General features: G+C 58.0%; 26 protein-coding genes. 20 read left to right on the forward strand and 6 right to left on the reverse strand.

From position 1 onward, the window contains the following. Positions 1–71: 71 nt before the first annotated feature. The 5 genes from HKX44_RS12850 to HKX44_RS12870 all read left to right on the forward strand — a co-directional run bounded on the left by HKX44_RS12850 (position 72) and on the right by HKX44_RS12870 (position 3,644). Positions 72–758 (forward strand): response regulator transcription factor, encoded by a 687-nt coding sequence (locus tag HKX44_RS12850; RefSeq protein WP_276151724.1) that lies wholly within the window; start codon positions 72–74, stop codon positions 756–758. A 266-nt stretch (positions 759–1,024) separates the two neighbouring features. Further along, entirely contained in the window at positions 1,025–1,813 is a 789-nt protein-coding gene (locus tag HKX44_RS12855) for an exodeoxyribonuclease III (protein WP_276151725.1), read from the forward strand. 65 nt (positions 1,814–1,878) lie between these two features. Beyond that, positions 1,879–2,790 (forward strand): co-chaperone YbbN, encoded by a 912-nt coding sequence (locus HKX44_RS12860; protein ID WP_276151726.1) that lies wholly within the window; start codon positions 1,879–1,881, stop codon positions 2,788–2,790. 27 nt (positions 2,791–2,817) lie between these two features. Continuing rightward, positions 2,818–3,462 (forward strand): LON peptidase substrate-binding domain-containing protein, encoded by a 645-nt coding sequence (locus HKX44_RS12865; RefSeq protein ID WP_276151727.1) that lies wholly within the window; start codon positions 2,818–2,820, stop codon positions 3,460–3,462. Further along, entirely contained in the window at positions 3,459–3,644 is a 186-nt protein-coding gene (locus HKX44_RS12870) for a Trm112 family protein (RefSeq protein ID WP_276151728.1), read from the forward strand. The genes HKX44_RS12865 and HKX44_RS12870 overlap by 4 nt, the downstream gene beginning before the upstream one ends. A 10-nt stretch (positions 3,645–3,654) precedes the next feature. On the opposite strand, the gene HKX44_RS12875 is transcribed toward HKX44_RS12870, so the two are convergent. Then, on the reverse strand, positions 3,655–4,881 hold the full coding sequence (locus HKX44_RS12875) for an FAD-dependent oxidoreductase (RefSeq protein WP_276151729.1): 1,227 nt from the start codon (positions 4,879–4,881) through the stop codon (positions 3,655–3,657). A gap of 88 nt (positions 4,882–4,969) precedes the next feature. On the opposite strand from HKX44_RS12875, the gene HKX44_RS12880 reads away from it, so the two are divergent. From HKX44_RS12880 to HKX44_RS12900, 5 genes are all read left to right on the forward strand, one after another. After that, positions 4,970–6,298: an amidase family protein gene (locus HKX44_RS12880; RefSeq protein ID WP_276151730.1), complete on the forward strand. Its 1,329-nt coding sequence runs from the start codon at positions 4,970–4,972 to the stop codon at positions 6,296–6,298. Between the two features lie 118 nt (positions 6,299–6,416). Next, positions 6,417–7,601 carry an aminotransferase class I/II-fold pyridoxal phosphate-dependent enzyme gene (locus HKX44_RS12885; RefSeq protein WP_276151731.1) on the forward strand — a complete coding sequence of 395 codons (1,185 nt, stop codon included), beginning with the start codon at positions 6,417–6,419 and terminating at the stop codon, positions 7,599–7,601. Between the two features lie 16 nt (positions 7,602–7,617). Then, positions 7,618–10,527 carry a DNA translocase FtsK gene (locus tag HKX44_RS12890; RefSeq protein ID WP_276151732.1) on the forward strand — a complete coding sequence of 970 codons (2,910 nt, stop codon included), beginning with the start codon at positions 7,618–7,620 and terminating at the stop codon, positions 10,525–10,527. 320 nt (positions 10,528–10,847) lie between these two features. Next, complete coding sequence (locus tag HKX44_RS12895) at positions 10,848–11,465, forward strand: hypothetical protein (protein ID WP_276151733.1); 618 nt, start codon at positions 10,848–10,850, stop codon at positions 11,463–11,465. Positions 11,466–11,571: 106 nt separating this feature from the next. Continuing rightward, a complete protein-coding gene (locus tag HKX44_RS12900; protein WP_276151734.1) occupies positions 11,572–12,177 on the forward strand; it encodes an outer membrane lipoprotein carrier protein LolA in 606 nt (201 codons plus the stop codon). A 98-nt stretch (positions 12,178–12,275) separates the two neighbouring features. On the opposite strand, the gene HKX44_RS12905 is transcribed toward HKX44_RS12900, so the two are convergent. Both HKX44_RS12905 and HKX44_RS12910 read right to left on the reverse strand, forming a co-directional pair. Beyond that, complete coding sequence (locus HKX44_RS12905) at positions 12,276–12,860, reverse strand: transglycosylase SLT domain-containing protein (RefSeq protein WP_276151735.1); 585 nt, start codon at positions 12,858–12,860, stop codon at positions 12,276–12,278. 73 nt (positions 12,861–12,933) lie between these two features. Beyond that, complete coding sequence (locus tag HKX44_RS12910) at positions 12,934–13,815, reverse strand: AEC family transporter (RefSeq protein ID WP_276151736.1); 882 nt, start codon at positions 13,813–13,815, stop codon at positions 12,934–12,936. A gap of 84 nt (positions 13,816–13,899) precedes the next feature. Here HKX44_RS12910 and hspQ point away from each other — a divergent pair, with 84 nt between their 5' ends. Then, entirely contained in the window at positions 13,900–14,226 is a 327-nt protein-coding gene (gene hspQ, locus HKX44_RS12915; protein ID WP_276151737.1) for a heat shock protein HspQ, read from the forward strand. Positions 14,227–15,010: 784 nt separating this feature from the next. Here hspQ and HKX44_RS12920 read toward each other — a convergent pair. After that, the gene (locus tag HKX44_RS12920) at positions 15,011–15,502 is read right to left on the reverse strand and encodes an ATP-binding protein (protein WP_276153227.1); all 492 of its coding nucleotides are present in this window, start codon (positions 15,500–15,502) and stop codon (positions 15,011–15,013) included. Continuing rightward, positions 15,486–15,824 (reverse strand): STAS domain-containing protein, encoded by a 339-nt coding sequence (locus HKX44_RS12925; RefSeq protein ID WP_276151913.1) that lies wholly within the window; start codon positions 15,822–15,824, stop codon positions 15,486–15,488. Before HKX44_RS12925 ends, HKX44_RS12920 begins: the two co-directional genes overlap by 17 nt. Before the next feature lie 88 nt (positions 15,825–15,912). Between HKX44_RS12925 and HKX44_RS12930 the strand changes: the two genes are divergently transcribed. The 8 genes from HKX44_RS12930 to rarD all read left to right on the forward strand — a co-directional run bounded on the left by HKX44_RS12930 (position 15,913) and on the right by rarD (position 25,507). Beyond that, entirely contained in the window at positions 15,913–17,085 is a 1,173-nt protein-coding gene (locus HKX44_RS12930) for an acetyl-CoA C-acyltransferase (protein WP_276151739.1), read from the forward strand. 53 nt (positions 17,086–17,138) lie between these two features. Then, entirely contained in the window at positions 17,139–17,597 is a 459-nt protein-coding gene (locus HKX44_RS12935) for a GAF domain-containing protein (protein WP_276151740.1), read from the forward strand. A 97-nt stretch (positions 17,598–17,694) separates the two neighbouring features. Continuing rightward, positions 17,695–18,267 carry an XRE family transcriptional regulator gene (locus HKX44_RS12940; protein WP_276151741.1) on the forward strand — a complete coding sequence of 191 codons (573 nt, stop codon included), beginning with the start codon at positions 17,695–17,697 and terminating at the stop codon, positions 18,265–18,267. Positions 18,268–18,333: 66 nt separating this feature from the next. Next, the gene (locus HKX44_RS12945; RefSeq protein ID WP_276151742.1) at positions 18,334–18,717 is read left to right on the forward strand and encodes a GFA family protein; all 384 of its coding nucleotides are present in this window, start codon (positions 18,334–18,336) and stop codon (positions 18,715–18,717) included. 12 nt (positions 18,718–18,729) lie between these two features. Beyond that, positions 18,730–21,177 (forward strand): FAD-dependent oxidoreductase, encoded by a 2,448-nt coding sequence (locus HKX44_RS12950; RefSeq protein WP_276151743.1) that lies wholly within the window; start codon positions 18,730–18,732, stop codon positions 21,175–21,177. Continuing rightward, the gene (locus tag HKX44_RS12955; protein ID WP_276151744.1) at positions 21,174–22,055 is read left to right on the forward strand and encodes a homocysteine S-methyltransferase family protein; all 882 of its coding nucleotides are present in this window, start codon (positions 21,174–21,176) and stop codon (positions 22,053–22,055) included. Before HKX44_RS12950 ends, HKX44_RS12955 begins: the two co-directional genes overlap by 4 nt. A 12-nt stretch (positions 22,056–22,067) precedes the next feature. Beyond that, a complete protein-coding gene (locus HKX44_RS12960; RefSeq protein WP_276151745.1) occupies positions 22,068–24,512 on the forward strand; it encodes an FAD-dependent oxidoreductase in 2,445 nt (814 codons plus the stop codon). Positions 24,513–24,580: 68 nt separating this feature from the next. Further along, entirely contained in the window at positions 24,581–25,507 is a 927-nt protein-coding gene (gene rarD, locus HKX44_RS12965) for an EamA family transporter RarD (protein ID WP_276151746.1), read from the forward strand. Positions 25,508–25,659: 152 nt separating this feature from the next. Here rarD and HKX44_RS12970 read toward each other — a convergent pair whose 3' ends face one another. Beyond that, positions 25,660–26,070: a nuclear transport factor 2 family protein gene (locus HKX44_RS12970; protein ID WP_276151747.1), complete on the reverse strand. Its 411-nt coding sequence runs from the start codon at positions 26,068–26,070 to the stop codon at positions 25,660–25,662. A 77-nt stretch (positions 26,071–26,147) separates the two neighbouring features. On the opposite strand from HKX44_RS12970, the gene HKX44_RS12975 reads away from it, so the two are divergent. Next, positions 26,148–26,795 carry an RluA family pseudouridine synthase gene (locus HKX44_RS12975; protein WP_276151748.1) on the forward strand — a complete coding sequence of 216 codons (648 nt, stop codon included), beginning with the start codon at positions 26,148–26,150 and terminating at the stop codon, positions 26,793–26,795. Positions 26,796–26,991 lie beyond the last annotated feature (196 nt).

Genomic DNA, 26,991 nt, shown 5'->3' on the forward strand with positions numbered 1-26,991 from the left:
ACCGCAACGCGAAACCTTGTCCTGCGGCCTGTCTGACTACATCTCTAGGGTAACGCAAAAGGAGCCCGACAATGGCACAGCTCAAGAAAATTCTGCTGGTGGATGACGACGACGACCTGCGCGAAGCGCTGAGCGAGCAATTGGTCATGACTGAGGACTTTGACGTATTCGAGGCCGCAAATGGCGGCGATGCCATGACCCGCGCCAAGGAAGCCCTGTACGATTTGGTGATTCTAGACGTGGGCCTGCCCGATACAGACGGGCGTGAACTGTGCCGGCTGATGCGCAAACAGGGTGTGAAAAGCCCGATCATGATGCTGACCGGCCATGACGGGGATGCTGATACCATTCTGGGCCTTGATGCTGGTGCGAATGATTATGTTGCCAAGCCGTTCAAATTTCCGGTGCTGCTGGCCCGTATCCGGGCGCAACTGCGTCAACATGAACAATCCGAAGATGCGATTTTCCAATTGGGGCCCTATACGTTCAAACCCTCCATGAAGATGCTGATCACCGAGGATGATAAAAAGGTTCGCCTGACCGAAAAGGAAACCAACATCCTCAAGTTCTTGTATCGCTCGACGGATGGTGTGGTGCCGCGGGATGTGCTGCTGCATGAGGTCTGGGGGTACAACGCGGGTGTCACCACACATACGCTGGAAACCCATATCTACCGGTTGCGTCAGAAAATCGAACCGGATCCGTCAAATGCGCAGCTGCTGGTCACCGAATCGGGTGGCTACAGATTAATGGTCTGAGACTGGAACCAATTCGCTAGGATCGGGTTTGTCTGTCAGAGCGCCTTTTTCATGAGTTTCCGCGCCCTGAACCCCCGACATTTGTGTCCGGGTAAAGACACATACCTGCCTGTAGGCCTTGGCCGGACCACCGTGTCCGGCCATTTTTTTTCTTAAAATACTGTCTTTGGCGCTCACCTCCAAATGGCTGGCGAACGCGCAGCTTTCCGCATGGCGGCGGCGGCGGCCACAAGGTAAGGTTCCTTAAATCAATTTCGGAGAACCCAATGCCCTTTACGCTTGCCACTTGGAACATCAATTCTGTCCGCCTGCGCGAGCCTTTGGTTTTGCGCCTGTTGGCCGAACACGGGCCGGATGTTCTGTGCTTACAGGAGTGCAAAAGCCCGGTCGACAAAATCCCCCTGGAGGGGTTTCACGCGGCGGGCTACACCCACATGGTTGCGCGCGGCCAAAAGGGGTACAACGGGGTTGCGATCCTGTCAAAGCTGCCGCTGCAAGATATGGGCGACAAGGATTTTGCGCAATTGGGCCACGCCCGCCATGTGGCGGCACAGCTGGAGAACGGCACAACGATCCATAATTTTTATGTGCCCGCTGGCGGTGACAAACCTGACCGCGCAATCAATGAAAAGTTTGGCCAGAAAATGGACTACCTCGCCGAGATGCGCGATTGGTTCCATGCGGATAAGCCGGAGAAATCCATCCTTGTGGGTGATCTGAATATCGCCCCGCGCGAGGATGACGTTTGGGACCACAAGAAACTGCTAAAGGTGGTCAGCCACACCCCTGTCGAGGTCGAGGCCTTTGGCGCGACGCAGGACGCTGGCAAATGGGTCGATGTCACACGGCAGGACATCCCCGAGGGTAAATTGTATTCTTGGTGGTCTTATCGTGCCCGCGATTGGGACGAGGCCGACAAGGGACGCAGGCTTGATCATATCTGGGCCACGCCGGACATCTCGAATGCGGCGCATTCCAGCCATATCGGGCGCGCGGTACGTGGCTGGGAACAACCCAGCGACCACGCGCCGGTCTTTGCCACGTTCGATCTTTGATTGGCCTTTGATTCTGCGGCCAAAGCGCCCATATACCGCAAACGCGACCAAGCGAGGATGAAGACATGGAATTGAACCTAACCGGTGTGACCGACGACGATCTGATCAAAGACGGCGACGAAGCCAGCTTTATGAGCGACGTTGTCGATGCATCGCAACATACCCCGATCATCGTTGATTTCTGGGCCCCTTGGTGTGGCCCGTGCAGAACCCTTGGCCCGCAGCTGGAAGAGGCTGTGAAAGCCGCTAAAGGCGCGGTTAAAATGGTCAAGGTGAATGCGGACGAGGCCCAGATGATCATGGGGCAGCTGCAGATTCAGTCCTTGCCGACTGTCTATGCGTTTTTCAAAGGCCAGCCGATTGACGGCTTCCAAGGGGCGGTGCCGCCGTCCGAGATCAAAGATTTCATCGACCGTGTGATCAAAGCGTCTGGCGGTGAAGTGGCCGACGACGGGCTGGATGCCGCGATTGAGGCCGCCGAGGAAATGCTGGCCGAAGGCGCTGCCGAGGATGCATTCCAGACCTTTGCCGCCGTGCTGGGGGAAGACCCCAACAACGCCAAGGCTTTTGGTGGACAGGTGCGTGCCTTGATTGCGCTGGGTGATCTGGATCAGGCCGAGGCCCTGTTGAACGGTGCCCCGATCGAGATATCCAAAGCCCCCGAACTGGAAGCGGCTCATGCGCAGCTGCAACTGGCGCGCCAGGCGGCGGATGCCGGGCCGGTGGCAGAGCTGACCGCGGCGGTTGAAGCGGCCCCTGATGATCTGCAAGCGCGGTTCGATCTGGCGCAGGCGCTATTTGCCAATGGGGACGCACAGGGCGCGGTGGATCACCTGCTGGACCTGTTCAAGCGGGATCGCGAATGGAACGACGGGGCGGCAAAAACCCAGCTGTTCACGATTTTCGATGCGCTCAAGCCGGATGATGCGGTTGTGCTGAACGGCAGACGCAAGCTTAGCTCGTTGATATTTGCCTGATGCGGCAGCCGCGCTAGGTCCCTTGGTATGAACAAGAACGCAGACCTGCCGAATACGATTGCGATTTTCCCATTGGGGGGCGCGCTGCTTTTGCCGCGTGCCCGATTGCCTTTGCATATTTTCGAACCGCGTTACCTTCAGATGATCGAGGATGCGCTGAAAACCGACGAACGGCTGATCGGGATGATTCAGCCGAACGAGGCCCCGGGCCGTAAGGGCAATGGGTTGCAATGCATCGGATGCGCCGGTCGTATCACCCAGTTTTCCGAAACCGAAGACGGGCGGTACATGATCACCCTTGGTGGCATGTCGCGCTTTCGGGTTGTCAAAGAGGTGGAAGGGTTCAGCCCCTATCGCAAATGCGATGTCAGCTGGGACGGGTTTGAACGGGACCTTGGCAATGACGAACAGGACAGCGGTTTCGACCGCGAGAGCTTTCTTGCCCTGTTGAACCGGTACTTTGACGCGCAGGGCCTGTCTGCGGATTGGGACACGATGAAGGAAGCCGACGACGAGCTGCTGATCAACTCGCTTTCAATGATGCTTGACCTTGATCTGGAAGGGAAGCAGGCGCTGCTTGAGGCTCCCTCGCTGGAGACCCGGCGCGAGACTTTGATAACACTGATCGAATTTTCGCTTAGGGGCGGAATGGACGAAGGATTCATGCAATGAGTGACACAAGTGTCAATTTTGACCGCCGGATGCTGGAGGCGCTGATTTGCCCGCGCAGTCAGACCACGTTAAGTTATGATGCCGAGCGTCAGGAACTGGTTTCGAAAACCGCCGGTCTGGCCTATCCGATCCGCAACGGTATCCCCGTGATGCTGATCGACGAAGCGCGGGTGCTGGACTAGGGTCAGGACCCTAAAGCGGCTTTCCCTGCATCAGGCGCGGCAGATCACCGGTCAACCCCGCCGCTTCGCGGATAAATCCACGTCGCAGGCCGGGCAGGGCATTCACCGCTGCCATCCCGATGTCACGCGCCATGCGTACCAATGGATTGTCGTTTGAGAACAGTCGGTTAAAGCTGTCTGTCGCAAGTGCCAATGTGGTGTTGTCGAACCTGCGCCATTCCTGATAACGGGCCAGCGCGGCGTCTGATCCGATGTCCTCGCCGCGTCGGGCGGCATCCGCGATGACCTCTGCCAGTGCAGCGATGTCACGCAAGCCCGCGTTCAGACCCTGTCCGGCAATTGGATGCACGCCGTGTGCCGCATCGCCTACCAAGGCAATCCGTGGTGCGATCATTTCATGTGCCAGCGACAGGCCCAACGGATAACAATAGCGTTTGCCAGCCAGCTTTACCTCGCCCAGAAAACTGCCGAAACGGGGCCGTAGGACATCAAGATACTCTTCATCCGTCAGGGCCTGAATGGCTTTGGCATTCTGATCCGTTTCACTCCAGACAATTGACGAACGGTTGCCGGTCAGGGGCAGGATTGCCAGCGGTCCGGGGGGCATAAAGAACTGATGGGCAATACCCTTGTGCGGCAGGTCATGTTCGATGGCGCAAACCAAAGCCGTCTGGCCATAGCTCCAGCCGATCCGTTTGATCCCCGCGCGCTCACCGGTGCCGGTGTTGCGTCCGTCTGCGCCGACAGCCAACCGCGCCCGAACAGTTTTGCCCGAACCCAGCGTCAGGGTGATGCCGCTGACATCTGCGGCCTGAGCCACAACCGTTTTGCCGTCCAGAAGCGTGATTGCCTCGGTCTTGGCGACTGCGGCTTGCAAGGCTTGCCGCAGATACCTGTCTTCGAGCATGAACCCCATCGGGCCTTCTTCGATCTCAGCATGATCGAAATGCATGAACATGGGCGAAGGGCCATCACCGGCCCGCCCGTCGGTGACTTTGATCTCCAACATTGCTTGGGCGTTTTGCGCTACGTCTTTCCAGATGCCCACCGCGTCCAGCAATCGGGTCGAGGTCAGCGCCAGGGCGTAAGAGCGCCCGTCGAATTCCGGGTCGTCACGCACAGCAGCCTTTTGCGCGTCAATCAACGCAACCCGTTGCCCCGTCTGTGCCAGTGCCAAGGCAAGCGTTGTGCCATTCAGCCCGCCGCCGATAATCGCGATATCTGTATCAAAATCCATACCGCTCAATATGGTGTGTCGCCGGGGATTGTCCATGTGCGCAAGCGTCGCTACCTTCGCGTCAAACACAACAAAAAGGGGATGTGCCATGCAGGATTGGCTGACAATGACGGCGGCGGATTTGGGTCGCGGAATTGGCGCGGGCGAAATTGATCCGGTGGCCCTGACTCAGACCTATCTGGACGCAATTGACGCTCATCCCTTACGCGATCGTATCTATGCACGGGTCACCGCCGAACGGGCATTGGCAGAGGCCGCAGCCGCGGCAGAACGCGCGTCCTCCGGCCACCGCCTGTCCCTCCTGGATGGTGTCCCTGTGTCATGGAAAGACCTCTTTGATAGCGCAGGAACCGTAACAGAAGCGGGGTCGAAGCTGTTGGCGGGGCGGGTGCCGGATAGGGATGCGGTTGTGCTGGTCAATGCCACCGCTGCCGGTCTGGTCTGTCTGGGCAAGACCCACATGAGCGAACTGGCCTTTTCCGGTCTGGGGCATAATCCCAGCACCGCCACACCGCCTTGTGTGAATGATGCCGAGGCGGTTTCGGGCGGATCATCATCGGGTGCCGCGGCGTCGGTCGCGTTCAATCTGGCGGCGGCGGCGATTGGGTCTGACACCGGTGGCTCCGTGCGCATTCCAGCGGCGTGGAACGATCTGGTCGGGTTGAAAACCACATCGGGCCGCCTGACACTTGAGGGGGTTGTGCCTTTGGCGATGAAGTTTGATACGATCGGGCCGCTGTGCCGATCGGTTGAGGATGCCGGTCTGCTGCTTGCTGCGCTTGAAGGAGGGGCAGCGGCAGATTTACGTCACGCCGGGTTGGAAGGGCGGCATTTCGCGGTGCTTGAGACCGTTGCGATGGACGATTTGCGCGATGCCCCGCGCGCCGCGTTCGAGGCGGCATTGGATCAATTGCGCGTGGCAGGTGCGCGCATCACCACCGTTACAGTGCCCGAGGTTGCCGAAGCGATGGAGCTTTCAGGTTGTCTATACACAACAGAGGCTTATGGGTTGTGGCGTGAGGTGATCGAAGCGAACCCCGGTGCCATGTATCACGAAATTCTGGAACGGTTTCGTCTGGGTGGCGGGCATTCAGGTGCCGACTATATCGCGGCCTGTGCAAAGCTGGATGCCCTGCGGGCCGGATATGACGCGGCGGTGGCCGGGTTTGACGCGGTCCTGACCCCAAGCGCCCCATCGCTGCCGCCGAATTTGGCAAGGCTTGAGGCCGATCACGACTATTATCTTTCCGAAAACCTGTTGGCCCTGCGCAACACGCGAATTGGCAACCTGATGGGGCTAAGCAGCCTCACCCTGCCCACAGACACGGCTTCTTGTGGTTTGATGGTATCCTGCCCACCAAATATGGAAGAATTACTGCTCAGACTGGGCGCGGCGATCGAAGAGGCGCTGCGCTGACATTGGCCTAAATGCCACAACCCCCTGTTGGCGGTCCGGTTTTTCTGGACGGGGCGGGGGGGCTTCGGTACTTTGACCGTAACGGGGCGCCAATGATCCCGAACCGAGGCAGTTGTAGATGTTTTATCCCGAGCGGTTTTCGAACCTTCCGGCTCACGTGTGGCCGCGCCTGCGCGCCCTTTTGGACGTGCATGAAGGTGGCGGACCCCTGATCCAGATGACCATAGGCGAGCCGAAACATGCGTTTCCGGCTTGGGTCACCGATGTGATCACAGAAAATGCCGCCGGATTTAACCGCTATCCGCCCAATGACGGCTCTCCCGAACTCAAAGCGGCCATCGCCGGCTGGATCAAGCGGCGTTATGGTATCGACATGGACGGCGAAACCGAAGTGATGGCGCTGAACGGCACGCGCGAAGGGCTGTACAACGCGGTTGTTGCAATTTGCCCTGAAACCAAAAACGGGCAGAAGCCGGCGATCCTGATGCCGAACCCGTTTTACCAAGTCTATATGATTGGCGCGATTTCCGGTGCCTCTGATCCGGTCATGGTGAACGCGACCCTTGAAACCGGCCACTTGCCGGATTTCAGCGCGGTCCCCGAAGAAACGCTGAAACGCACCACGGCGGCCTATATCTGTTCACCGGCCAACCCGCAGGGCGCGGTGGCGGACCGGGCCTATTGGACGCAGTTGATAGCGCTGGCGGAAAAATACGATTTCAAGATTTTTGCCGACGAATGTTATTCCGAGATTTACCGCGATACACCGCCCGTCGGTGCAATGCAGGTGGCGGACGAATTGGGCACCGACCGCAACCGCATCGTCATGTTCCATTCGCTGAGCAAACGATCAAATCTGCCGGGGCTGCGCTCGGGCTTTGCCGCCTCTGGTCCGGACACAATGCGCGAGATCAAACAGTTGCGGAATTATGCCGGTGCGCCTTTGCCGCTGCCCTTGCAGCAGGCCGCCGCCGCCGTGTGGAATGACGAGGCCCATGTGATCGAAAGCCGCGCACTTTATCAGGAGAAATTCGACATTGCCGACCGCATCTTTGGCAACGTCGCCGGATATGCCAGCCCCGAGGCGGGATTTTTCCTATGGTTGCCGGTGGAGAATGACGAGGCCGCCGCGGTGAAACTGTGGCGTGAAACCGGCGTCAAGGTGCTGCCGGGGGGCTATCTGGCCCAGGACACCAACGGGGAGAACCCCGGTAACAAGTATATTCGGGTGGCGCTTGTCGCGCCCAAGGACGAGACAGAACGCGGGCTGAAATTGATCCGCGATTGTCTCTATGCCGACTAAGAACGAGGAACGAAGCATGGCCTATCAGACACGCGGACGCGACCCATTGCTGGACAGCAACATGGCCGAAGCCATCGAGAAACGTGGCAAGGAATTGCTGGGGCTGGTGCTGATCCTGTTTGGCGTCATGTCCGCCATGATGATCCTTAGCTATACGCCCGACGATCCGAACTGGATGGTCTCCACCGATGCACCGGTGCAAAACTGGATGGGCCGGATCGGGGCGTCGATTGCGGCACCGTTGTTCATGATTGTGGGCTGGGGCGCATGGGGCGTGGCGATTGTTCTAATTTTCTGGGGCGCACGGTTCGCTCTGCATTGGGGGCAGGACCGCGCGGTCGGTCGGTTGATCTTTGCTCCGATTGCGGTGGCCTTGGGTGCCATCTATGCCGCTACGCTGGCCCCGGGGCCGGAATGGTTGCAAACCCATAGTTTCGGTTTGGGCGGGCTGTTTGGCGATACTGTGATGGGGGCGATCCTGACGATCCTGCCGATCGGCTCGACCTTTACGGTCAAGCTGATGTCGCTGCTGATGGGGATCGGCATCCTTGCACTTGGGGCATTTGTTCTGGGCTTTACCAAGGTTGAATTGCAACGTCTGGCGCGTTTCATGCTGGTGGGGGTGATCATGGCTTATGCGATGTTCATGAACCTGATCGGGCGCGGGGCCAGCGGTGCCATCCATGCGGCACAAAACATGCAGGCGCGCCAGTCAGAGCGCCGCGAACAGCGCCGGATCGAAGCCGAGGAGCTTGCCGAATGGCAGGCCAACCAGCCGGCGTTCTCTGCACCTCCGGCCCCCGAAGTAGCCGCCGAGGCGGTTTATGCGGATGAAACACCAGAGGCCAAGACCGGTTTGCTGGCACGTATGCCCGGGCTGATCAAACGCCCTGAGCCGATGCCGGAACCGGAACTGGTTGAAACCTATAGCGAGGCGGTTGTTGACGAGGCCCCGGGCGAGGACCGTATCAAGTCCAAAATCGCGAGTGTGATCAAGAACCGCGTGCGGACCGCAACGGCTGTGCATACGCCGGTTACTGCCCCGCTGACCAAAGGGCGCGGTCGCGGACCGGACGCATTGTTGCTGGACACAACCCCGCGCACACAATTGCCACCAGAACCGCCCTTGACCGCGCCAGCCGCCCAAGCCGAGCCGCGCCTGTCGATCAGCACGGTTGCCCCCTCCGCGCCGATTCCCGTGGCCCCTATGCCCGCAGCGCAGCAAGAGGTCGAGGTTGTCGAGCCTGTGGTAGAACCCTTGCCGCTTCAGGAGGCACCGGCCCCTGCAGTGCCCCCGATTCCGGTGGCAGAGCCGCGCAAGGTTGTTCAGCAACCGGTCCGCAAACCAACACCGCCGTCCAAACAGGCCATCGCAGAGGCGCAGCCCGCGCTGAGCTTTGACGATACCCATCCGGGTTTCGAGCTGCCACCGCTGAACCTGTTGGAAAACCCCGAAGAGGTGCAGCGCCTTCACCTGTCCGATGAGGCATTGGAAGAAAACGCCCGGATGTTGGAAAGCGTGCTGGATGACTATGGCGTGAAGGGCGAAATCGTCGCCGTGCGCCCCGGTCCTGTGGTCACGATGTATGAACTTGAGCCGGCCCCGGGCCTTAAGGCCAGCCGCGTCATCGGTCTGGCGGATGACATCGCGCGTTCGATGGCTGCGCTGTCGGCCCGTGTGTCTACCGTACCGGGCCGCAGTGTGATTGGCATCGAATTGCCCAACGAGAACCGCGAAAAAGTTGTTCTGCGCGAGATTCTTGCGGCGCGTGATTTTGGCGACAGCAACATGCGTTTGCCGTTGGCACTGGGCAAGGATATTGGCGGCGACCCTGTGGTTGCCAACCTTGCCAAGATGCCGCACCTGCTGATTGCCGGTACGACCGGGTCTGGTAAATCCGTGGCCATTAACACGATGATCCTGTCGCTGCTATACAAGCTGACGCCACAGGAATGCCGCCTGATCATGATCGACCCCAAAATGTTGGAACTGTCGGTTTATGACGGGATTCCGCATCTGCTCTCGCCTGTTGTGACCGACCCGAAAAAGGCGGTTGTGGCCCTGAAATGGACCGTTGGCGAGATGGAAGAGCGCTATCGTAAGATGTCCAAGATGGGCGTGCGCAACATCGAAGGCTATAATGGTCGGGTGCGTGATGCCTTGGACAAGGGCGAGATGTTCAGCCGCACGGTGCAGACCGGATTTGACGAGGATACCGGCGAACCGATTTTCGAGACGGAAGAGAACACACCAGAGGCGCTGCCCTATATCGTCGTGATTGTTGACGAAATGGCCGATCTGATGATGGTTGCGGGCAAAGAGATCGAAGCCTGCATTCAGCGTCTGGCACAGATGGCGCGGGCCTCGGGTATTCACCTGATCATGGCAACACAGCGTCCATCGGTGGACGTGATCACCGGTACCATCAAGGCGAACTTCCCCACACGGATATCGTTTCAGGTCACATCGAAAATCGACAGCCGTACCATTCTGGGTGAAATGGGTGCCGAGCAACTGTTGGGCATGGGTGACATGTTGTATATGGCGGGGGGCGCGAAAATCACCCGCTGTCACGGCCCGTTTGTCAGTGATGAAGAGGTTGAGGAAATCGTTAACCACCTCAAACAGTTTGGTGAACCGGACTATGTCGGTGGGGTTGTTGACGGACCCAGCGATGATAACGAGGCCAGCATTGATGCGGTGCTGGGGCTGGGTGGCAACACCGACAGCGAAGATGCGCTTTATGACACTGCGGTTGCGATTGTGATCAAAGATCGCAAATGCTCGACCTCCTATATCCAGCGCAAACTGGCGATTGGATACAACAAAGCTGCGCGGCTGGTTGAACAGATGGAAGACCAAGGTCTTGTGTCTCCGGCCAACCACGTGGGCAAACGCGAAATACTCGTGCCGGAACAGGGCTAAGGCTTACCTCTTTACGACCTGTTAGCACACCAATCACCGCCGGGTTTATATGCCCGGCGGTGTTTTTCGTTGGGTCGGCGATTGCGCCGTTGTTGTTCACCGGCGCGAAAATTTGCAAATTTCTGGACCGATCCGCGCCAGATCGTGTAGCATCGCCTTGCTGGCCCCTATTTCCCGGGCTGATTAGCACAATATTTAAGCATAATCCCATTTGCCAGACGGCCGAATTTTTCTGCATTTACTGCGATATGGGCGGCATTTCGCCCCGGTATCGTGCAGCATATTCAAGATCCGGCTGGCTGCCTTGAAAGGAAATTCACATGGCTGAAGCCGATGATCCGACCAGAAAGTACATGGAGGCGACGGAGAAATTTCAGGAACGCTTGCACAAACTTTGGAAAGTGGTTTTCAAAAAAGTCTCTTCGCATTTGCGATCAATGGTATCCTTCATCCGGCAGGTTGTGACTGTGGCCAAGGAACTGGCAGCAACTGTCGGGAAATCCGTTGTCGACAAGGTGGTGCGTGCCGGGCAAACGGTTGAGGCCATGATTACGGCCATACCCATCCTGTTGAAAGCGACGCTGCTACTGGGCAAAAGGATCATCGCGGTTATCAAGAAAGCGGCAGACCCCAAAGCGGTTATCGTGGCCTTGAAAAAGTTGTTTGCGCGGTATGTGCGGATGCTGATCCAGATATTCGTCTTTATCACCAACCTGATCCAAGAGCTGGATATTCTTGGTACGGTCTTTTCTGTGATCGGCACGTTTCAAAGCGTCCTGCGGATGATCTTCTCCTGGATCACCGAAGTGACCGGCGCAAAGGATGGCACCGCCAAAGCGCAGGGGATGCTGAAAAAGGTCTGGAAAGAAATGAAGAAGGAGGTGAAAGAGGCTCAGCTTTTGCGCAAGCAAGTGATGAAACTGAAGCTTCCGGCCTGAACGCTTTGAAAAACCGACCGTCATAAGCAATAAGCCGCCTTGTGATATCGCATAACAGCGCCTGACGCCCTATGTCTGATGCAACACAGACAAACAGGTGAACACTATGCGTATTCTCTCAACCGCCGTTCTTTCTATTGGGATGGCCCTTGCACTGCCGCTTGTGGCTGCGGCGCAAAAGCTGCCGCTTAATGATATCTCGGCTTATCTTAACAAGTTGCAGACCGCCAAAGGGGAGTTCACCCAGATCAATGACGACGGGTCGATCAGCACCGGCACCATTTATATCAAAAGGCCCGGTAAGGTACGGTTCGAGTATAACCCGCCCGAAACCGCATTGGTTATCGCTGGCAGCAACACGGTTGTGATCTTTGACAAGAAGTCGAACCAGCCCGCTGAAACCTACCCTTTGGCGCGCACGCCCTTGTCGATCATTCTGGCCCGTAAGGTTGATCTGGGTAAGGCAAATATGGTGACCGGCCACAGCTTTGATGGCACCGCAACAGTGGTCAAGGCACAAGACCCCGAGAACCCGCAATACGGCAACATCCAGTTGAAATTCACCGCCAACCCGGTTGAGCTGCGCCAATGGGTGATCAACGACGGCAACGGGTCGCAGACCACCGTAATTCTGGGGGACCTGCAAAAGGGCGGCACCCTGCCCAACCGCCTGTTCAACGTCGGCAGTCCGGGCAGCACGGCCAACCGCTAAAGCTTTTCGCGTTTAACGAGAGATGTCACGCATCCCTTGCCGCGTTCGACCAGAGGGAGAGGCCGCGAACAAGGGGTGCAAGTTTTACTCGGGACGCTCTAGCGCAGGCGGCAGCCGGCCAATTGCGCGCGATACATCTGCGAGCGGGCATCAACTTTGCCCGCGACCCCGACCAACCAAGACTTGCGGTTATAGGTCTGTTTGCGGAACCCGGTATGCCCCTCGTGATAGGCCAGATACTGGTTGCGGGCATCAGACAGCGACACACCGTTACGATCCCGTGTCTGGTTCATATACCAGCCCATGAAATCCGTGGCGTCCTTGATCCGGTTCCGCTTGGCCGACCAGCGGTTCTGGTCTTCGCGGTATTCATCCCATGTTGCATCTAAGGCCTGTGAATAGCCGTAAGCGCTGGACTGACGCCCCATCGGGATCACCCCCGCAACATAGCGAAACGGCGTGCGCGCGTCAGCCACGAATTTGCTTTCCTGATGGATCGTCGCCATCATCACATGCATCGGGACGCCCCATTTGCGTTCCACTTTACGGAACGCTCTCAGGTACTGTGGGCGCTCTCTGAGAAGGCTGCAGGCATTGTCCAGATTATGCGGCGCAGACGACTGTCCACCGCCGCAGGATCCAACCAGCAACACAAGTATCAGGGCGCGAAGGGTTCTGCTCATTTGCCTCTCGCTTTTCGTCTTTTATGTTTTGCACCAGTTTAGCCGATTTTTCAGCCGCGTGACATCACAATTTTCACAACAATACGGCCAAAAGCAGCGGCAAGGCGCCGATCGACATTAGGGTCGACACAACAACAAGCCCGGCAACCGCATCGGCATCCGCCCCGTATTTCGCTGCCAGCATATAGGATGTCACCGCAACGGGTGTGGCAATCTGCAAAACAAGGATACCGAAAGCGGCATTTTCCAGCGCAAAGAAATCGGCGGCTAGCCATGCGCAGCCGACACAGATCACTAATTTGATCGCTGACAGAACAACCGCGCGGCCAATGCCGCTGGGCGACAGACGGGCCACCGCAACGCCAAGGGTAATCAACATCAGCGGAATCGCCATCTGACCAATCAACCCCATCGTATTGTCGACGAACCGCGGCAGATGCCAGCCTTGCCACAGGAACACCGCACCCGCGACGGTTGCCCAGACCAGCGGTTCTTTCAAAACTTTGCCAAAAGACCCCGCGCCGGCGACCAGCCAGATGCCGAAGGTGAATGAAAGAATGGCCATAACCGCGAAAACAACCACGGCATATTCCAACCCAACCTCGCCAAAGGCGAACAGGGCCAAGGGCAGGCCAAGGTTTCCGGTGTTGCCAAAAATCAGCGGTGCGGCAAAGGTGCTTTGGTTCAGGCGAAAAGCCCGCGTCAGCAGCAGAACCGTGGCTGAAACCGCCGCATAGGACACCAGACTGGCCAAGGTCAGCGTGGTCAGCGCCGCCGGATCAAGTGTGGTGTTGACCAGTGCTGTGAAGATCAAACAGGGGACTGCCAGCGTCATCGCCAATCGGGTCACAAACTCCAGCCGGTATTCAAATCCCAGTTTGACCCAGCCGAACCCGATACCAGCCAAAAGGAACACAGGTGCGACAATTTCCAGCACGGTGAAAATGAGGGTCAACAGTTTGTTTCCTTTAAATTGTAGCAGGTGATTGGACAAAAGCCCCTTGAACCCGTTACTAACGAAAGGTAGGGGCTGCAAGTTATGCTACGCACACGCGCAAAATATCATCTGGGCCAGATCGTCAGGCACAAGAAACACCCTTTTCGCGGGGTGATTTTTGACGTTGATCCCGAGTTTTCCAATACAGATGAATGGTACGAGGCGATCCCCGAGGAAAGCCGTCCGGTCAAGGATCAGCCATTTTACCATCTTTTGGCCGAAAACGATCAAAGCTATTATGTGGCTTATGTATCAGAGCAAAACCTGGTTGCGGATTACTCTGGCGAACCGGTTGAACATCCCGACATCCCGGATCTGTTCGGCCCTTTCACCGATGGTGCCTATCCGCTGCATTTCCAGCTGAACTAGAGCGTCCCGCCTTAAACATGAGTCGCTAGTTCGCTGCCTCTCCCTTCGGTCGAACGCGAGAAGGGATATATGATGGCTCTGGTTAAGGGCGGGACGCTTTAAAGCATTCGACGTTTCACCAGAGACATTTCCCATCCGAATGCCCCAGGTTCCTGACCCTAAGGTCGGGTGCCAAACATGCTTTCGACCAGCGCCTGAGTTCAAGATGATCACACGACACGTCGGAAAGTTCACTTCTTGCGTGTCTGGGTGTGACGCGTTTCACGGCGCATTATTGTGCCAGTCCCAAAGGCGCGGGTGGCCTTTCGCGGGAATTCTTGGAATCAATTTTTCTGGGAAAGGAAGATCCTTGGCACCGCGTACTGGGTGGGGGCTATTAAACGCGGTACCAAGGGAAGCCATATGCAGCTACAGACACAGATATCTCAGTTGAGCGTGGCCTCTTTATGATCTGATCAGGGCAATTTCGGGACAGTTCACGGCAGTATTGCGGCACCGGCAATTTGGCGAAAATTTTCGCTATCGCGCCTGTCTTTAGAACGTCCCGCCTTAAACATGAAGCGCTTGTTTGCTGCCTTTCCCTTTGGGCGAACGCGAAAAGCGACATATGATTGCTCAGGTTAAAGGCGTGACGCCTTAGAGGTGGAACTCCCATATTCGGCGATGCTCCGCGTTCTTCGGAAATTAGTAATACCAGAGGTATCAGGCTCAAGCTTGGCCGCCTCACTGGCGGCGGCGCAATGCAACACTGCATTACGGGGCTGCGCAGATGATAAGGGCGAAATTACTGCCGGAATGCCACGGCGATCCGCAGGCTTAGGTGGTTCTGCCCATCGATGCGGGCATATTCCACATCTCTGGACAGATCCTGAATCAGGAACCAGCCAAAGCCACCTTCGGGCAGGTCGGCGAGGTCAATTTCACAGGGATCAGGCTTGCCGCTTTGCCGTTTGTCATCTGGCATCGCACGTCCCCGGTCGCGCAGCCGCACATGTAACCCGTCCTTGCAATGCCGAATGGATACCTGAATCGGGCCGGTTGTGTCGGGGGGCGGATAGGCGTGTTCCACAATGTTATTCAAGGCCTCTGCCAGCACCAACTCGACGGTGCTTTTCTCTTCAACGTCAAGCGCCAGCGGTGTCAGCCGGTCAAAAACCATATCCAAGGCCCTGCGCACCGCAAGCGGGCCACAGATGACTCGCACTTCGAAAGGGGGCAAAAAACCGGCTGTCGTAACGTCCGGTGACATATGCGAGGCATCACTCACACTGCGCACGCAGGGCTTCTTCAAGGGTCAGATGTATCCGGAAAACCGAATCCATTCGCGTCAGGCGGAACACTTTTTCCACCGGCGGGGTCAGCCCCGCCAGAATCAACCGCCGGTCGGGGGCAAGATGTTTCATCGTTGCGACAATCGCGCCCAGCCCACTTGAATCAATAAAGCTGACCTGTGTCAGGTCCATCACCACCTCGGCGGGCGCATCCTGCGTGCCTTGCCGGACGGCTTCTTTGAAATCCAGTGCGCTGGCGGCATCAATCCGGGTTTCACACACGCTGACGATGCAAACTCCTGCTTCTGATTTGATCTGTAGTTCCATGGAAAAATCCCGCATACCTGCTCCATAGCAACAGACCTAAGCTCAAAATCTTACCAACTGATGAGCAAATGCACCAAAGGAGAGCGAAATGAAGAACGTCGTTATTGCCGGGGCCGCCCGCACACCGATGGGGGGCTTTCAGGGCGCATTCGAAGGGCTCAGCGCTTCTGCGCTTGGCGGCCATGCGATCAAGGCGGCATTGGACAATGCCAAGACCACGACAGTGCAAGAGGTGCTGATGGGCTGTGTTCTGCCCGCCGGACAGGGGCAGGCACCGGCTCGCCAGGCTGGGTTCGCCGCGGGTCTGGGCGAAGATGTGCCCGCAACAACGCTGAACAAAATGTGTGGTTCTGGCATGAAAGCGGCGATGATCGGGTTCGACCAGATTGCGTTGGGTCACACTGATGTGATGGTGGCCGGCGGCATGGAAAGCATGAGCAACGCCCCCTACGTCCTGCCAAAAATGCGCGGCGGGGCGCGTTTGGGCCACGCGGCCGTGGTGGATCACATGTTTCTCGACGGATTGGAAGATGCCTATGACAAGGGCCGCCTGATGGGCACCTTCGCCGAAGATTGCGCCGAAACATTTCAGTTCACCCGCGAAAAACAGGATGACTATGCATTGGCCTCCCTTTCTCGCGCCCTTGAGGCACAAGAAAGCGGTGCCTTTGCCGACGAGATTGCCAGCGTTGAATTGAAAACCCGCAAGGGCAGCATAACGGTGAACACCGATGAACAACCGGCCAATGCCCGGCCTGACAAAATTCCACAGTTGAAACCGGCCTTCCGCGAAGGCGGCACTGTGACGGCGGCGAATTCATCGTCGATTTCCGATGGTGCCGCCGCTCTGGTCCTCGCCTCTGAAGAAGCCGCAAACGCGCAAGGCCTCAACATCCGCGCCCGCATCCTTGGCCACGCCAGCCACGCACAGGCCCCGGGCCTGTTCACCACGGCCCCTGTGCCTGCTGCGCAAAAGCTGTTGGACCAAATCGGCTGGCGTAAAGACGACGTCGATCTATGGGAAGTGAACGAGGCCTTTGCGGTTGTCCCCATGGCCTTCATGCATGAAATGGGGCTGGATCACGCCATCGTCAACGTCAACGGCGGGGCTTGCGCGCTGGGCCACCCGATCGGCGCATCCGGTACCCGCATCATGGTTACCTTGCTGAATGCATTGGAAAAACGCGGTTTGAAACGCGGCGTCGCAGCGATCTGCATCGGCGGCGGCGAAGGGACGGCCATCGCGATTGAACGCGTCTAGCTTCTCTTTTTGGCCTTAAATACTGTCCGCACTCAGCCACAGGGAACCCTCCGATGAAAGTGGATTACCCAAGTCTTGCCAACTCGATCCGCTCCCTGACCGAGGGTGAAACCGATGCTGTGGCGCTTATGGCAACGGTGGCGTGCGAAGTGCATCACGCCGACAACCGTTTCGATTGGACCGGGTTTTACCGTGTGGTTGCGCCTGAACTGCTCAAGATCGGACCGTATCAGGGCGGCCATGGCTGTCTGGTGATCCCGTTCTCACGCGGGGTTTGCGGCGCTGCGGCGCGCACAGGCGAGGTCCAGCTGGTTGCAGATGTGGATGCTTTTCCCGGTCACATCGCCTGTGCCTCGTCCACCCGGTCGGAACTGGTGCTGCCGGTATTCGACGGGGCGGGCCGGCTGCTTGCTGTGTTTGACATCGACAGCAATCAGCCGGACGCCTTCGGCTCAGATGACGCCGATGCATTGGCGGACATGCTGCGCGCGGTATTTTCTCAGGTGAAATAGCCGCCACCAAAAAACGCGCACCTTGTGAAATAATTCTGGATTTTTTCACGAACCTGTTGTTACGTGAAATTCACGGATGATTTTTCACGGGGTTGCGATGCAGCACAGTTTGCCTGACACACCGGATACGCTTGGCGCTGACCTGCGCGCCCTGCGCAAATCCCGCGGCCTGACGCTGGCCGATCTGGCGGATATGCTGGGCCGTTCGGTGGGCTGGCTCAGCCAGGTCGAACGCGACATCTCGGAGCCTTCGATTACCGATCTGCGCGACATCGCCGCCAAGCTTGAGGTGTCGGTCTCCATGTTGTTCCGCCATGCCGCCGCCCCTGCGCATGAGGCGGGCTATGTGGTGCGACGTGGGGCGCGCCGGACGATTGGGTCGCAGGTCGCAGGATTGGTCGAGGAACTTCTGTCCCCTGATCTGACCGATGATTTTGAAATGGTGCATTCCACCTTTGCCCCGCACAGCCGCATCAAAGAACCGGTGACACGCCCCACCCAAGAAGTCGGATATGTGCTGTCCGGCCAGCTTGAGGTCGAAATCGCCGGCGTGACCCATCTGATCAATCCCGGCGACAGCTTTCGCATTCGTGGCGAGGCCTTCCGTTGGGCAAATCCCTTTGCCGAGCCGGCCGTCGCGATCTGGGTGATTGCCCCGCCAGTCTATTGAACGCGCATTGAAAAATATGTCTCCACACCGCCGGCTTCTACCGGCCCCAACAACGGAGTGCCTAACATGGTGAAAGGAAGCTGCCTCTGCGGCGGCGTCACATTCGAACTGACCGGCCGCCTGCGCAATTCGGTCGCGTGCCACTGTGTGCAGTGCCGCAAGACCAGCGGCCACTATGTTTCCGCCACCCAAGTCGGGCCTGACCAGCTTCGGATCACTGCAGAGGACACTTTGGGCTGGTATCAGTCCTCGCCCAAGGCACAGCGCGGGTTCTGCACCCGCTGCGGATCATCCCTGTTCTGGCGTCACGCAGATGATGGCGGGGCCACCTCTGTGATGTCCGGCACGCTGGATGGTGCCACCGGCATTGCCACCGAGAAACACATCTTTGTCGCTGACAAGGGTGACTATTACGACATCGCGGACGACCTGCCGCAACACGATCAATAACGGAGCATTCCCATGGCTGATTTCCCAACAACTGCCCGCGTCGTCATCATTGGCGGCGGTGTCGTCGGCACCTCGACCCTGTATCATCTGGCCAAGGCGGGCTGGACAGACTGCGTTCTGCTGGAGAAAAACGAACTGACTGCCGGTTCCACATGGCACGCTGCGGGCAATTGCCCGAATTTCGCCGGATCCTGGGCTGTGATGAACATGCAGCGGGATTCGCTGGCGATGTACCGCACATTGGCTGACGATGTTGACTATCCGATGAATTACCACGTCACCGGATCGCTGCGTCTGGGCCATTCCAAGGAACGTATGCAGGAGTTCGAGCGCGTCGCATCCATGGGGCGCTATCAGGGGCTTGATATGGGTATTCTCTCGCCTGCTGAACTCAAGGAAATGCATCCGTTCCTTGAAACCCATGACCTTGCCGGCGGCCTTTGGGATCCGTTGGATGGTGACATCGACCCGGCCCAGCTGACACAGGCGTTGGCCAAAGGCGCGCGTGACGCAGGCGGAAGGATCGAACGGTTCTGCCCGGTTACCGGCATTGAGCGTGACGGCGATGAATGGATCGTAAAGACAGACAAGGGTGACATCCGCTGCGAATACGTTGCCAACTGTGCCGGCTATTATGCCCAGCGGGTGGGTGAGATGTTCAAACCCTTTGGTGGGCGTACCGTGCCGATGGTTGTGATGTCACACCAGTATTTCCTGACCGAGCCAATCGCAGAGCTGGAAGCATGGACCAAGGAAAAAGGCCACAAGGTCCCGCTGGTGCGGGATGTCGATACGTCTTACTATCTGCGTCAGGACAAGAACGGGCTGAACCTTGGCCCTTACGAGCGCAATTGTAAGGCGGCGTGGGTCACGCCCGACGATCCGATGCCCGAGGATTTCAGTTTCCAGCTTTATCCCGATGATCTGGAGCGGTTGGAATATTACATTGAGGACGCCATGGCGCGGATGCCGATCCTTGGTACCGCAGGTGTGGGGCGAAACATCAACGGCCCGATCCCCTATGCGCCCGACGGCCTGCCGATGGTTGGCCCGATGCCCGGCGTCAAGAATGCCTTCGAAGGGCACAGCTTTACCTTTGGGATCGCGCAGGGCGGCGGTGCCGGCAAGGTGCTGTCGGAATGGATCATGCATGGCGAAACCGAGCTGGACATGTGGGCCGTCGATCCGCGCCGCTACACGGATTACACCGACCATGATCATTGTCTGGCCAAGGCGCTTGAGACCTACGGGCACGAATATGCCATGCACTTCCCGCATCACGCATGGCCTGCGGGGCGTGACAGGAAACTGTCGCCGGTACATGACCGCATTCTTGCTGCGGGCGGGCAAATGGGAGCCTTTAACGGCTGGGAACGCGCCAATTGGTTCGCACTGGAGGGCGATGACACCTCCGAGGAATCAACACAGACATGGGACCGTGCAGGTCCTTGGGCGATCCGCGTGCAGGAAGAAGTCGAAGCGGTGCGCGACGGCGTTGGCGTGCTGGACCTGCCGGGTTTCTCGCGTTTCAACCTGACCGGAGAAGGGGCCGCCGAATGGCTGCGCGGCAGGGTTGCGGGGGCACTGCCCAAGGTGGGCCGCATGAACCTTGCCTATTTCTCGGACAGCCGTGGCCGTCTCCTGACCGAGATGTCGGTTATGCGCCATGGCGAGGACCAGTTCACCCTGATCACCGCCGCCTTGGCACAGTGGCATGACTTTGAACTGCTGCAAAAGAACCTGCCGCAGGGGCTTAGCTTGACGGATCATACAACCGAATTTGACACGTTGATCGTTACCGGCCCGAAATCACGCGCTTTGTTTGAGGCGTTGGATACCGACGCCGATCTTGCCGCCTCCTGGCTGTCGATCCAACCGGCCAAAGTGGCAGGGAAAGAATGCGCCTTGGCGCGGGTGTCCTTTGCTGGAGAACTTGGGTGGGAAATTCACGCGGCCAACGCCGATATGCCGGCCCTTTATGACGCGGTTGTCGGGGTAGGGGCGAAACCCTTTGGCATGTTCGCGCTGAACTCCATGCGCATCGAAAAAGGCTATCGCGCGTGGAAAGGGGATTTGTCCACGGATTACTCCCTGCTTGAGGCGGGGCTGGACCGGTTCATCAAATTCGACAAACCGCAGGATTTCCCGGGCAAGGCGGCCTTGCAGGCCGAGAAACAGGCGGGCATCAAAAAGCGCTTTGTCACATTGACCGTCGATGCCGGGGCGCAGGACGCGCCCTATATGTCGACCGTCTGGCATCAGGGCGAAGTTGTGGGGGAAACCACCAGCGGCGACTGGGGCTACCGGATTGGCAAATCGGTCGCTCTTGGGACGATCCGCGCCGATCTGGCAGCGCCGGGAACCGAGCTTGAGATCAACATCTTTGGCAAGATGTGCAAAGCGACAGTGCAGCCGGATCAACCCCTGTGGGACCCTGAAAACGAGCGCATCCGCGCATGAGCAAAATCACCCTACTTGATGGCGGCATGGGGCAGGAATTGGTTCACCGTGCAGGGGACCGCCCGACGCCGCTTTGGTCCACACAGGTGATGATCGAACACCCCGGTCTGGTCGGTGAAGTCCATCGTGATTTCGCCCGCGCCGGGGCAACGGTTGCGACCACCAATACCTATGCAATCCACCGTGATCGGCTGGTTGATGCAGGGATCGAGGCGCGCTTTGCCGAACTGCTGACACTGGCAATTGCCGAGGTGCGCAACAGTGGCGCGGCGCGTATTGCCGGTGCCATTGGGCCAATTGCGGCGTCTTACCGTCCTGACCTGCATCCGGACATCGAAACCGGGGCCGCACTCTATGGCGAGATTGCTCGCATCATCGGCCCGTCCTGTGACATGCTGATCTGTGAAACCGTGGTCTCTGTCACCCATGCCGAAAGCGTGCTGCGCGGTGCGGTGGAGGGGGGCAAACCGGTGTGGCTGGCGGTCAGTGTCGATGATCGTGACGGCAGCAAACTGCGCTCGGGCGAGCCCCTGTCTGCGGTTCTGCGTGCTGTCAAATCCGGGGCCGCAGCGGTGCTGGTCAATTGTTCGGCCCCCGAAGCGATCCCTGCGGCGCTGGACATTCTGGCACAGGCCGGCCTGCCCTTCGGGGCCTATGCAAACGGATTCGAACAGATCACCGAAGGGTTTTTACAGGCCAAACCAACGGTCGATGCGCTGACCCGGCGCAGTGATTTCACCCCAGAAGCTTATGCCGATCACGCGATGGGCTGGGTTGATCAGGGGGCCACCATCATCGGGGGATGCTGTGAAGTTTCTCCGGCGCATATCGCTGAAATTGCCCGCCGTCTGACGGCTGCGGGACACACCATAATCTAGAGGAAACCAAAGATGTCCAACGTTCCGTCTCACGCCCGCGTCGTCATCATCGGTGGCGGCGTCATCGGGTGTTCTGTCGCCTATCACCTGACCAAGCTGGGCTGGAAAGATGTTGTGTTGCTTGAGCGCAAACAACTGACCTCGGGCACGACATGGCATGCCGCAGGTCTGATTGCCCAGCTGCGTGCGACGGCGAACATGACCAAATTGGCCAAGTATTCCCAAGAACTCTATGGCAGCCTGGAAGCCGAAACAGGTGTCGCAACAGGGTTTAAACGCTGTGGTTCAATCACTGTCGCTCTGACCGAAGAGCGGCGCGAAGAAATCTATCGGCAGGCGGCCATGGCCCGTGCTTTTGGCGTTGATGTCGAAGAGATCAGCCCGCAGGAGGTGCTGGCGAAATACGAACACCTGAACATCGAAGGGGTGACCGGCGCGGTCTACCTCGACAAAGACGGGCAGGGTGATCCGGCCAATATCGCGCTGGCGCTGGCAAAGGGCGCGCGGCAGGGTGGGGCAAAGGTGATTGAACGCACAAAGGCCACCGGTGTCACCCGTGAGGGCCGCCGCATCACTGGCGTGGACTGGCAAAGCGGTGAGGAAAGCGGGCATATCACTTGTGACATGGTGGTAAACTGTGGCGGCATGTGGGGTCACGAGGTTGGCCGGATGTTGAACACCAACGTTCCGCTGCAAGCCTGTGAGCATTTTTATATCGTGACCGAGGCCATTGCGGGCCTGCAACAATTGCCGGTTCTGCGGGTGCCGGATGAATGCGCTTATTACAAGGAAGACGCCGGCAAGATGTTGCTCGGGGCGTTTGAACCTGTGTCAAAACCCTGGGCGTTGGACGGCATTCCGGCAGATTTCGAATTCGACCAATTGCCAGAAGATTTTGACCATTTCGAACCGATCCTTGAAAATGCCTGTGCCCGTATGCCGATGCTGGCCGAGGCGGGTATTCACACCTTCTTTAATGGCCCGGAAAGTTTTACCCCCGATGATGCCTACCACCTTGGCCTCGCGCCCGAGATGGATAACGTTTGGGTTGCTGCGGGGTTCAACTCTATCGGTATTCAATCCGCAGGGGGGGCAGGCATGGCACTGGCCCAATGGATGCAGGACGGCGAGAAACCCTTTGATCTGGGCGATGTGGACATTGGCCGTATGCAGCCGTTTCAGGGTAACAAAACCTACCTCGCGGAACGCTCAAAGGAAACGCTGGGCCTGCTTTATGCCGACCACTTCCCCTACCGCCAAAAGGCCACGGCCCGCGGTATCCGGCGCACGCCGTTCCATCACCACCTAAGCGAACGGGGGGCGGTGATGGGCGAGATTGCCGGCTGGGAGCGCGCCAACTGGTTCGCGCGGGACGGGCAGGAAAAGGAATACCGCTACAGCTGGCAGCGCCAGAACTTCTTTGACAATGTCCGCGCCGAACATATGGCCGTGCGGGAAAACGTCGGCATGTATGATATGACCTCTTTTGGCAAAATTCGCGTCGAAGGGCCCGACGCCGAGGCTTTTCTGAACTATGTCGGCGGTGGCGACTATTCCGTGCCGGTGGGCAAAATCGTCTACACCCAGTTTCTGAACACGCGCGGCGGGATCGAGGCGGATGTGACCGTGACCCGCCTGTCCGAGACTGCATATCTGGTGGTGACCCCTGCGGCCACGCGGCTGGCGGATCAGACATGGATGATGCGCCACAAGGGCAATTTCAACGTGGTTATCACCGATGTGACTGCCGGCGAGGGCGTGCTGGCGATTATGGGACCGCGTTCGCGCGACTTGTTGAACCGTGTTTCGCCCAATGACTTTTCCAACGCCACAAACCCTTTCGGCACGGCACACGAGATCGAGATCGGCATGGGGATCGCCCGTGCCCACCGTGTCACCTATGTGGGGGAACTGGGTTGGGAAATTTACATATCGTCAGACATGTGCGGCCATGTTTTCGAAATGTTGTCAGAGGCCGGGCAGGATATGGATCTTAAACTCTGCGGGATGCACATGATGGATACCTGTCGGATCGAAAAAGGCTTTCGCCATTTCGGCCATGACATCACCGCCGAGGATCACGTGATGGAAGCGGGGCTTGGCTTTGCGGTGAAAAAGGACAAGCCGAACTTCATTGGCCGCGAGGCTGTTCTTGAGAAACAAGAGACCGGCCTGAATGCCCGTATGGTTCAATTCAAACTCTCCGACCCCGCGCCATTGCTCTATCACAACGAACCGATTGTCAGAAACGGCGAGATCGTCGGGTATCTGTCATCGGGCGGCTATGGTCACGCGCTGGGTGGGGCCATGGGCCTTGGCTATGTCCCGTGCAAAGGGGAAACTGCGGCGGATGTGCTGGCCTCAAGCTATGAAATCGACGTCATGGGAACACGTTTCGCCGCCGAGGCGTCCCTGAAGCCGATGTATGATCCCAAATCCGAACGGGTGAAAGTGTAACGGGTACAATCTAGCCCTTTCGGGGGACGCCGCTTTGACCTACCCCTTGGGAAAAAACGGAGTCCCCCATGCGCAATCCAGACAGCCTGCCGCCCAAGGCCAACGAAGATACGCCCCAAGGGTTGGCCTTTGCTGTGACCGCTTATGTGTTGTGGGGGTTTCTGCCGCTCTACATGAAATTGCTGTCGCATGTTTCCCCGGCCGAGGTCGTGGTGCATCGCATTCTGTGGTCCCTGCCGGTGGCGGCGGGAGTGTTGATTGTTCTACGCCGCACCGACGCTTTGCGCGAGGCGCTGCGCACGCCGCGGATGCTGATCATGGCCTGTGTCACCGCAGCCCTGATATCGGTCAACTGGGGTATCTACGTTTATGCCATTGCATCGGGCAACGCGCTGGCCGCCTCGTTGGGGTATTACATTAACCCGCTGTTCAGCGTGTTTTTGGCGGCGGTTTTCCTGGGCGAACGGCCCAGCCGCGCACAGATGGCTGCAATCGTCCTCGCCGCGCTTGCGGTCCTTGTGATTGCCATCGAAGCGGGGCAGGTGCCATGGGTTGCACTGGCGCTGACAATCTCATGGGGGTTTTATGCCCTCGCCAAGAAAAGCCTGCCGATCGGGCCGAACCAGGGGTTTCTGCTTGAGGTGCTGATCCTGCTGTTCCCCGCGTTTGGCTATTTTGGCTATCTGACGGCCACCGGCCAATCGCACTTTTCGCTCGATTTTGACCGTGACACCCTGCTGTTGATCGGCTGTGGCCTCGTCACCGCTGTGCCGCTGATGATCTATGCCAATGGTGCAAAACTGCTGCGCTTGTCGACCATCGGGGTGTTGCAATACATCGCCCCGACGATGATTTTTCTGGTTGCGGTCTTTGTCTTTGATGAGCCCTTTGGCACCGCCCGCATGATCGCATTCCCGATGATTTGGCTGGCTCTGGTGATCTATTCAACCTCCATGTTGCGCCAGATGCGCAAACCCAAGGCCGCAAACAGCTGAGCTTTCAGCGCCTTAGGGATGCTCTGTAGATCAGGCTTTGTTACGCTGCCTAATAGCGTTTCAAGCAAAACCTGTATCGCTTGTGCGTGGCCTCTCGCTTTCGTCGAATGCGAAAGGCAATGCGTAATGTTTCATGTTAAACACGATGAGCTTTAGGACAGCGCCTCACGGAATTTAATGAAACGGGCATCGGTTTTGACACGCTCGTTCATCGCCGCACGAAGCGCACCGATGGTCTTATAAGGCCGCATCACAACTTCAAACTCTTGCATCTCGCCAGCGTCGTTCAGTGTGATCAGATCAACGCCCACGCAATCAAGCCCTTCAACCTTGCATTGGAATTCCAATGCCCAGTCATTGCCGGTACCCATGACGCGCCGGTATTCGAAATCGGTGAATACCTCGTTCACATGGCCCAAAACGGCGGCGACTGCCTCGCGGCCTGTCCATGTTGCCCAATAGGTCGGCGGGCTGAACCGGATGTCGGCGGCCATCAACTCGGGAACACCGTCATGCTGGTTTGCAAGGACAAGATCGTGGAATTTCTGGATGGTCGGGTGCATGTCAGTCTCCTAAATTTGCATCAAGACTTGCATGCGATGGGTTGTAATCCCACCCTACATCTGGAAGCAGAGGCGCTATGGACGCAACGTATTCACCACCTCAGGACCCGCTGGTCATTCTCCATGAAGATGCAGAGGTCCTGCTGGTCGACAAACCCGCCGGCCTGCTCAGCGTGCCGGGCAAGGGCGCACATCTGGCTGACTGCCTGATCAGCCGGGTTCAGGCCGCCTTCCCGCAGGCACTGCTGGTGCATCGGTTGGACCGCGATACGTCCGGGGTGATGATCTTTGCCATGACGCCCTATGCGCAGCGCCATCTCGGCCTTCAATTTGAAAAACGCATGACGCGCAAAACCTATGTGGCGCGGGTCTGGGGCGTGCCGCAGGAAAAATCCGGCGAGATTGATTTGCCGTTGATCGTGGACTGGCCCAACCGCCCGTTACAAATGGTCTGTCATGAAACCGGCAAACCAGCACAAACTGAATGGAAACGGATCAAAGATGACGGCGTGACCGCGCGCATTCGCCTGCATCCTAAAACGGGGCGCAGCCATCAACTACGGGTGCATATGTTGGCCCTTGGACACCCAATTCTGGGGGACCCGTTTTATGCAACGGGACCCGCGTTGGATTTCCCCCGGCTGATGCTGCATTCCGAAGAGTTGCGGTTTAACCATCCCCAAGGCGGGCGTTCCGTGAAAATCCGGGCCAAGGCACCTTTTTGAGCGCTCGGATTTGAGTTTAAAAGCAAGATGAAGGGGGGGAGTCACCCTGCCCCGAGCTTATACGCACGAGGACAGGGCTTCACCTTGCACGCGGGATCGCTCTCCAGCTATCCGCGTGGATCAACCTTTGCCAATAATGGTAAAGAAATGATGAAGCGCGACCGCTCCCCTTCATCTTGCCTATAAACTCAATTCC

Origin of the sequence: Sulfitobacter sp. M05 (assembly GCF_029285175.1) — a bacterium.
GTDB lineage: Bacteria > Pseudomonadota > Alphaproteobacteria > Rhodobacterales > Rhodobacteraceae > Sulfitobacter.

Bases quoted from the DNA above. Each gene is read 5' to 3' on its own strand.
- HKX44_RS12850 (WP_276151724.1), top strand. From the start codon at position 72: ATGGCACAGCTCAAGAAAATTCTGCTGGTGGATGACGACGACGACCTG.
- HKX44_RS12855 (WP_276151725.1), top strand. From the start codon at position 1,025: ATGCCCTTTACGCTTGCCACTTGGAACATCAATTCTGTCCGCCTGCGC.
- HKX44_RS12860 (WP_276151726.1), top strand. From the start codon at position 1,879: ATGGAATTGAACCTAACCGGTGTGACCGACGACGATCTGATCAAAGAC.
- HKX44_RS12865 (WP_276151727.1), top strand. From the start codon at position 2,818: ATGAACAAGAACGCAGACCTGCCGAATACGATTGCGATTTTCCCATTG.
- HKX44_RS12870 (WP_276151728.1), top strand. From the start codon at position 3,459: ATGAGTGACACAAGTGTCAATTTTGACCGCCGGATGCTGGAGGCGCTG.
- HKX44_RS12875 (WP_276151729.1), bottom strand. From the start codon at position 4,881: ATGGATTTTGATACAGATATCGCGATTATCGGCGGCGGGCTGAATGGC.
- HKX44_RS12880 (WP_276151730.1), top strand. From the start codon at position 4,970: ATGCAGGATTGGCTGACAATGACGGCGGCGGATTTGGGTCGCGGAATT.
- HKX44_RS12885 (WP_276151731.1), top strand. From the start codon at position 6,417: ATGTTTTATCCCGAGCGGTTTTCGAACCTTCCGGCTCACGTGTGGCCG.
- HKX44_RS12890 (WP_276151732.1), top strand. From the start codon at position 7,618: ATGGCCTATCAGACACGCGGACGCGACCCATTGCTGGACAGCAACATG.
- HKX44_RS12895 (WP_276151733.1), top strand. From the start codon at position 10,848: ATGGCTGAAGCCGATGATCCGACCAGAAAGTACATGGAGGCGACGGAG.
- HKX44_RS12900 (WP_276151734.1), top strand. From the start codon at position 11,572: ATGCGTATTCTCTCAACCGCCGTTCTTTCTATTGGGATGGCCCTTGCA.
- HKX44_RS12905 (WP_276151735.1), bottom strand. From the start codon at position 12,860: ATGAGCAGAACCCTTCGCGCCCTGATACTTGTGTTGCTGGTTGGATCC.
- hspQ (WP_276151737.1), top strand. From the start codon at position 13,900: ATGCTACGCACACGCGCAAAATATCATCTGGGCCAGATCGTCAGGCAC.
- HKX44_RS12925 (WP_276151913.1), bottom strand. From the start codon at position 15,824: ATGGAACTACAGATCAAATCAGAAGCAGGAGTTTGCATCGTCAGCGTG.
- HKX44_RS12930 (WP_276151739.1), top strand. From the start codon at position 15,913: ATGAAGAACGTCGTTATTGCCGGGGCCGCCCGCACACCGATGGGGGGC.
- HKX44_RS12935 (WP_276151740.1), top strand. From the start codon at position 17,139: ATGAAAGTGGATTACCCAAGTCTTGCCAACTCGATCCGCTCCCTGACC.
- HKX44_RS12940 (WP_276151741.1), top strand. From the start codon at position 17,695: ATGCAGCACAGTTTGCCTGACACACCGGATACGCTTGGCGCTGACCTG.
- HKX44_RS12945 (WP_276151742.1), top strand. From the start codon at position 18,334: ATGGTGAAAGGAAGCTGCCTCTGCGGCGGCGTCACATTCGAACTGACC.
- HKX44_RS12950 (WP_276151743.1), top strand. From the start codon at position 18,730: ATGGCTGATTTCCCAACAACTGCCCGCGTCGTCATCATTGGCGGCGGT.
- HKX44_RS12955 (WP_276151744.1), top strand. From the start codon at position 21,174: ATGAGCAAAATCACCCTACTTGATGGCGGCATGGGGCAGGAATTGGTT.
- HKX44_RS12960 (WP_276151745.1), top strand. From the start codon at position 22,068: ATGTCCAACGTTCCGTCTCACGCCCGCGTCGTCATCATCGGTGGCGGC.
- rarD (WP_276151746.1), top strand. From the start codon at position 24,581: ATGCGCAATCCAGACAGCCTGCCGCCCAAGGCCAACGAAGATACGCCC.
- HKX44_RS12970 (WP_276151747.1), bottom strand. From the start codon at position 26,070: ATGCACCCGACCATCCAGAAATTCCACGATCTTGTCCTTGCAAACCAG.
- HKX44_RS12975 (WP_276151748.1), top strand. From the start codon at position 26,148: ATGGACGCAACGTATTCACCACCTCAGGACCCGCTGGTCATTCTCCAT.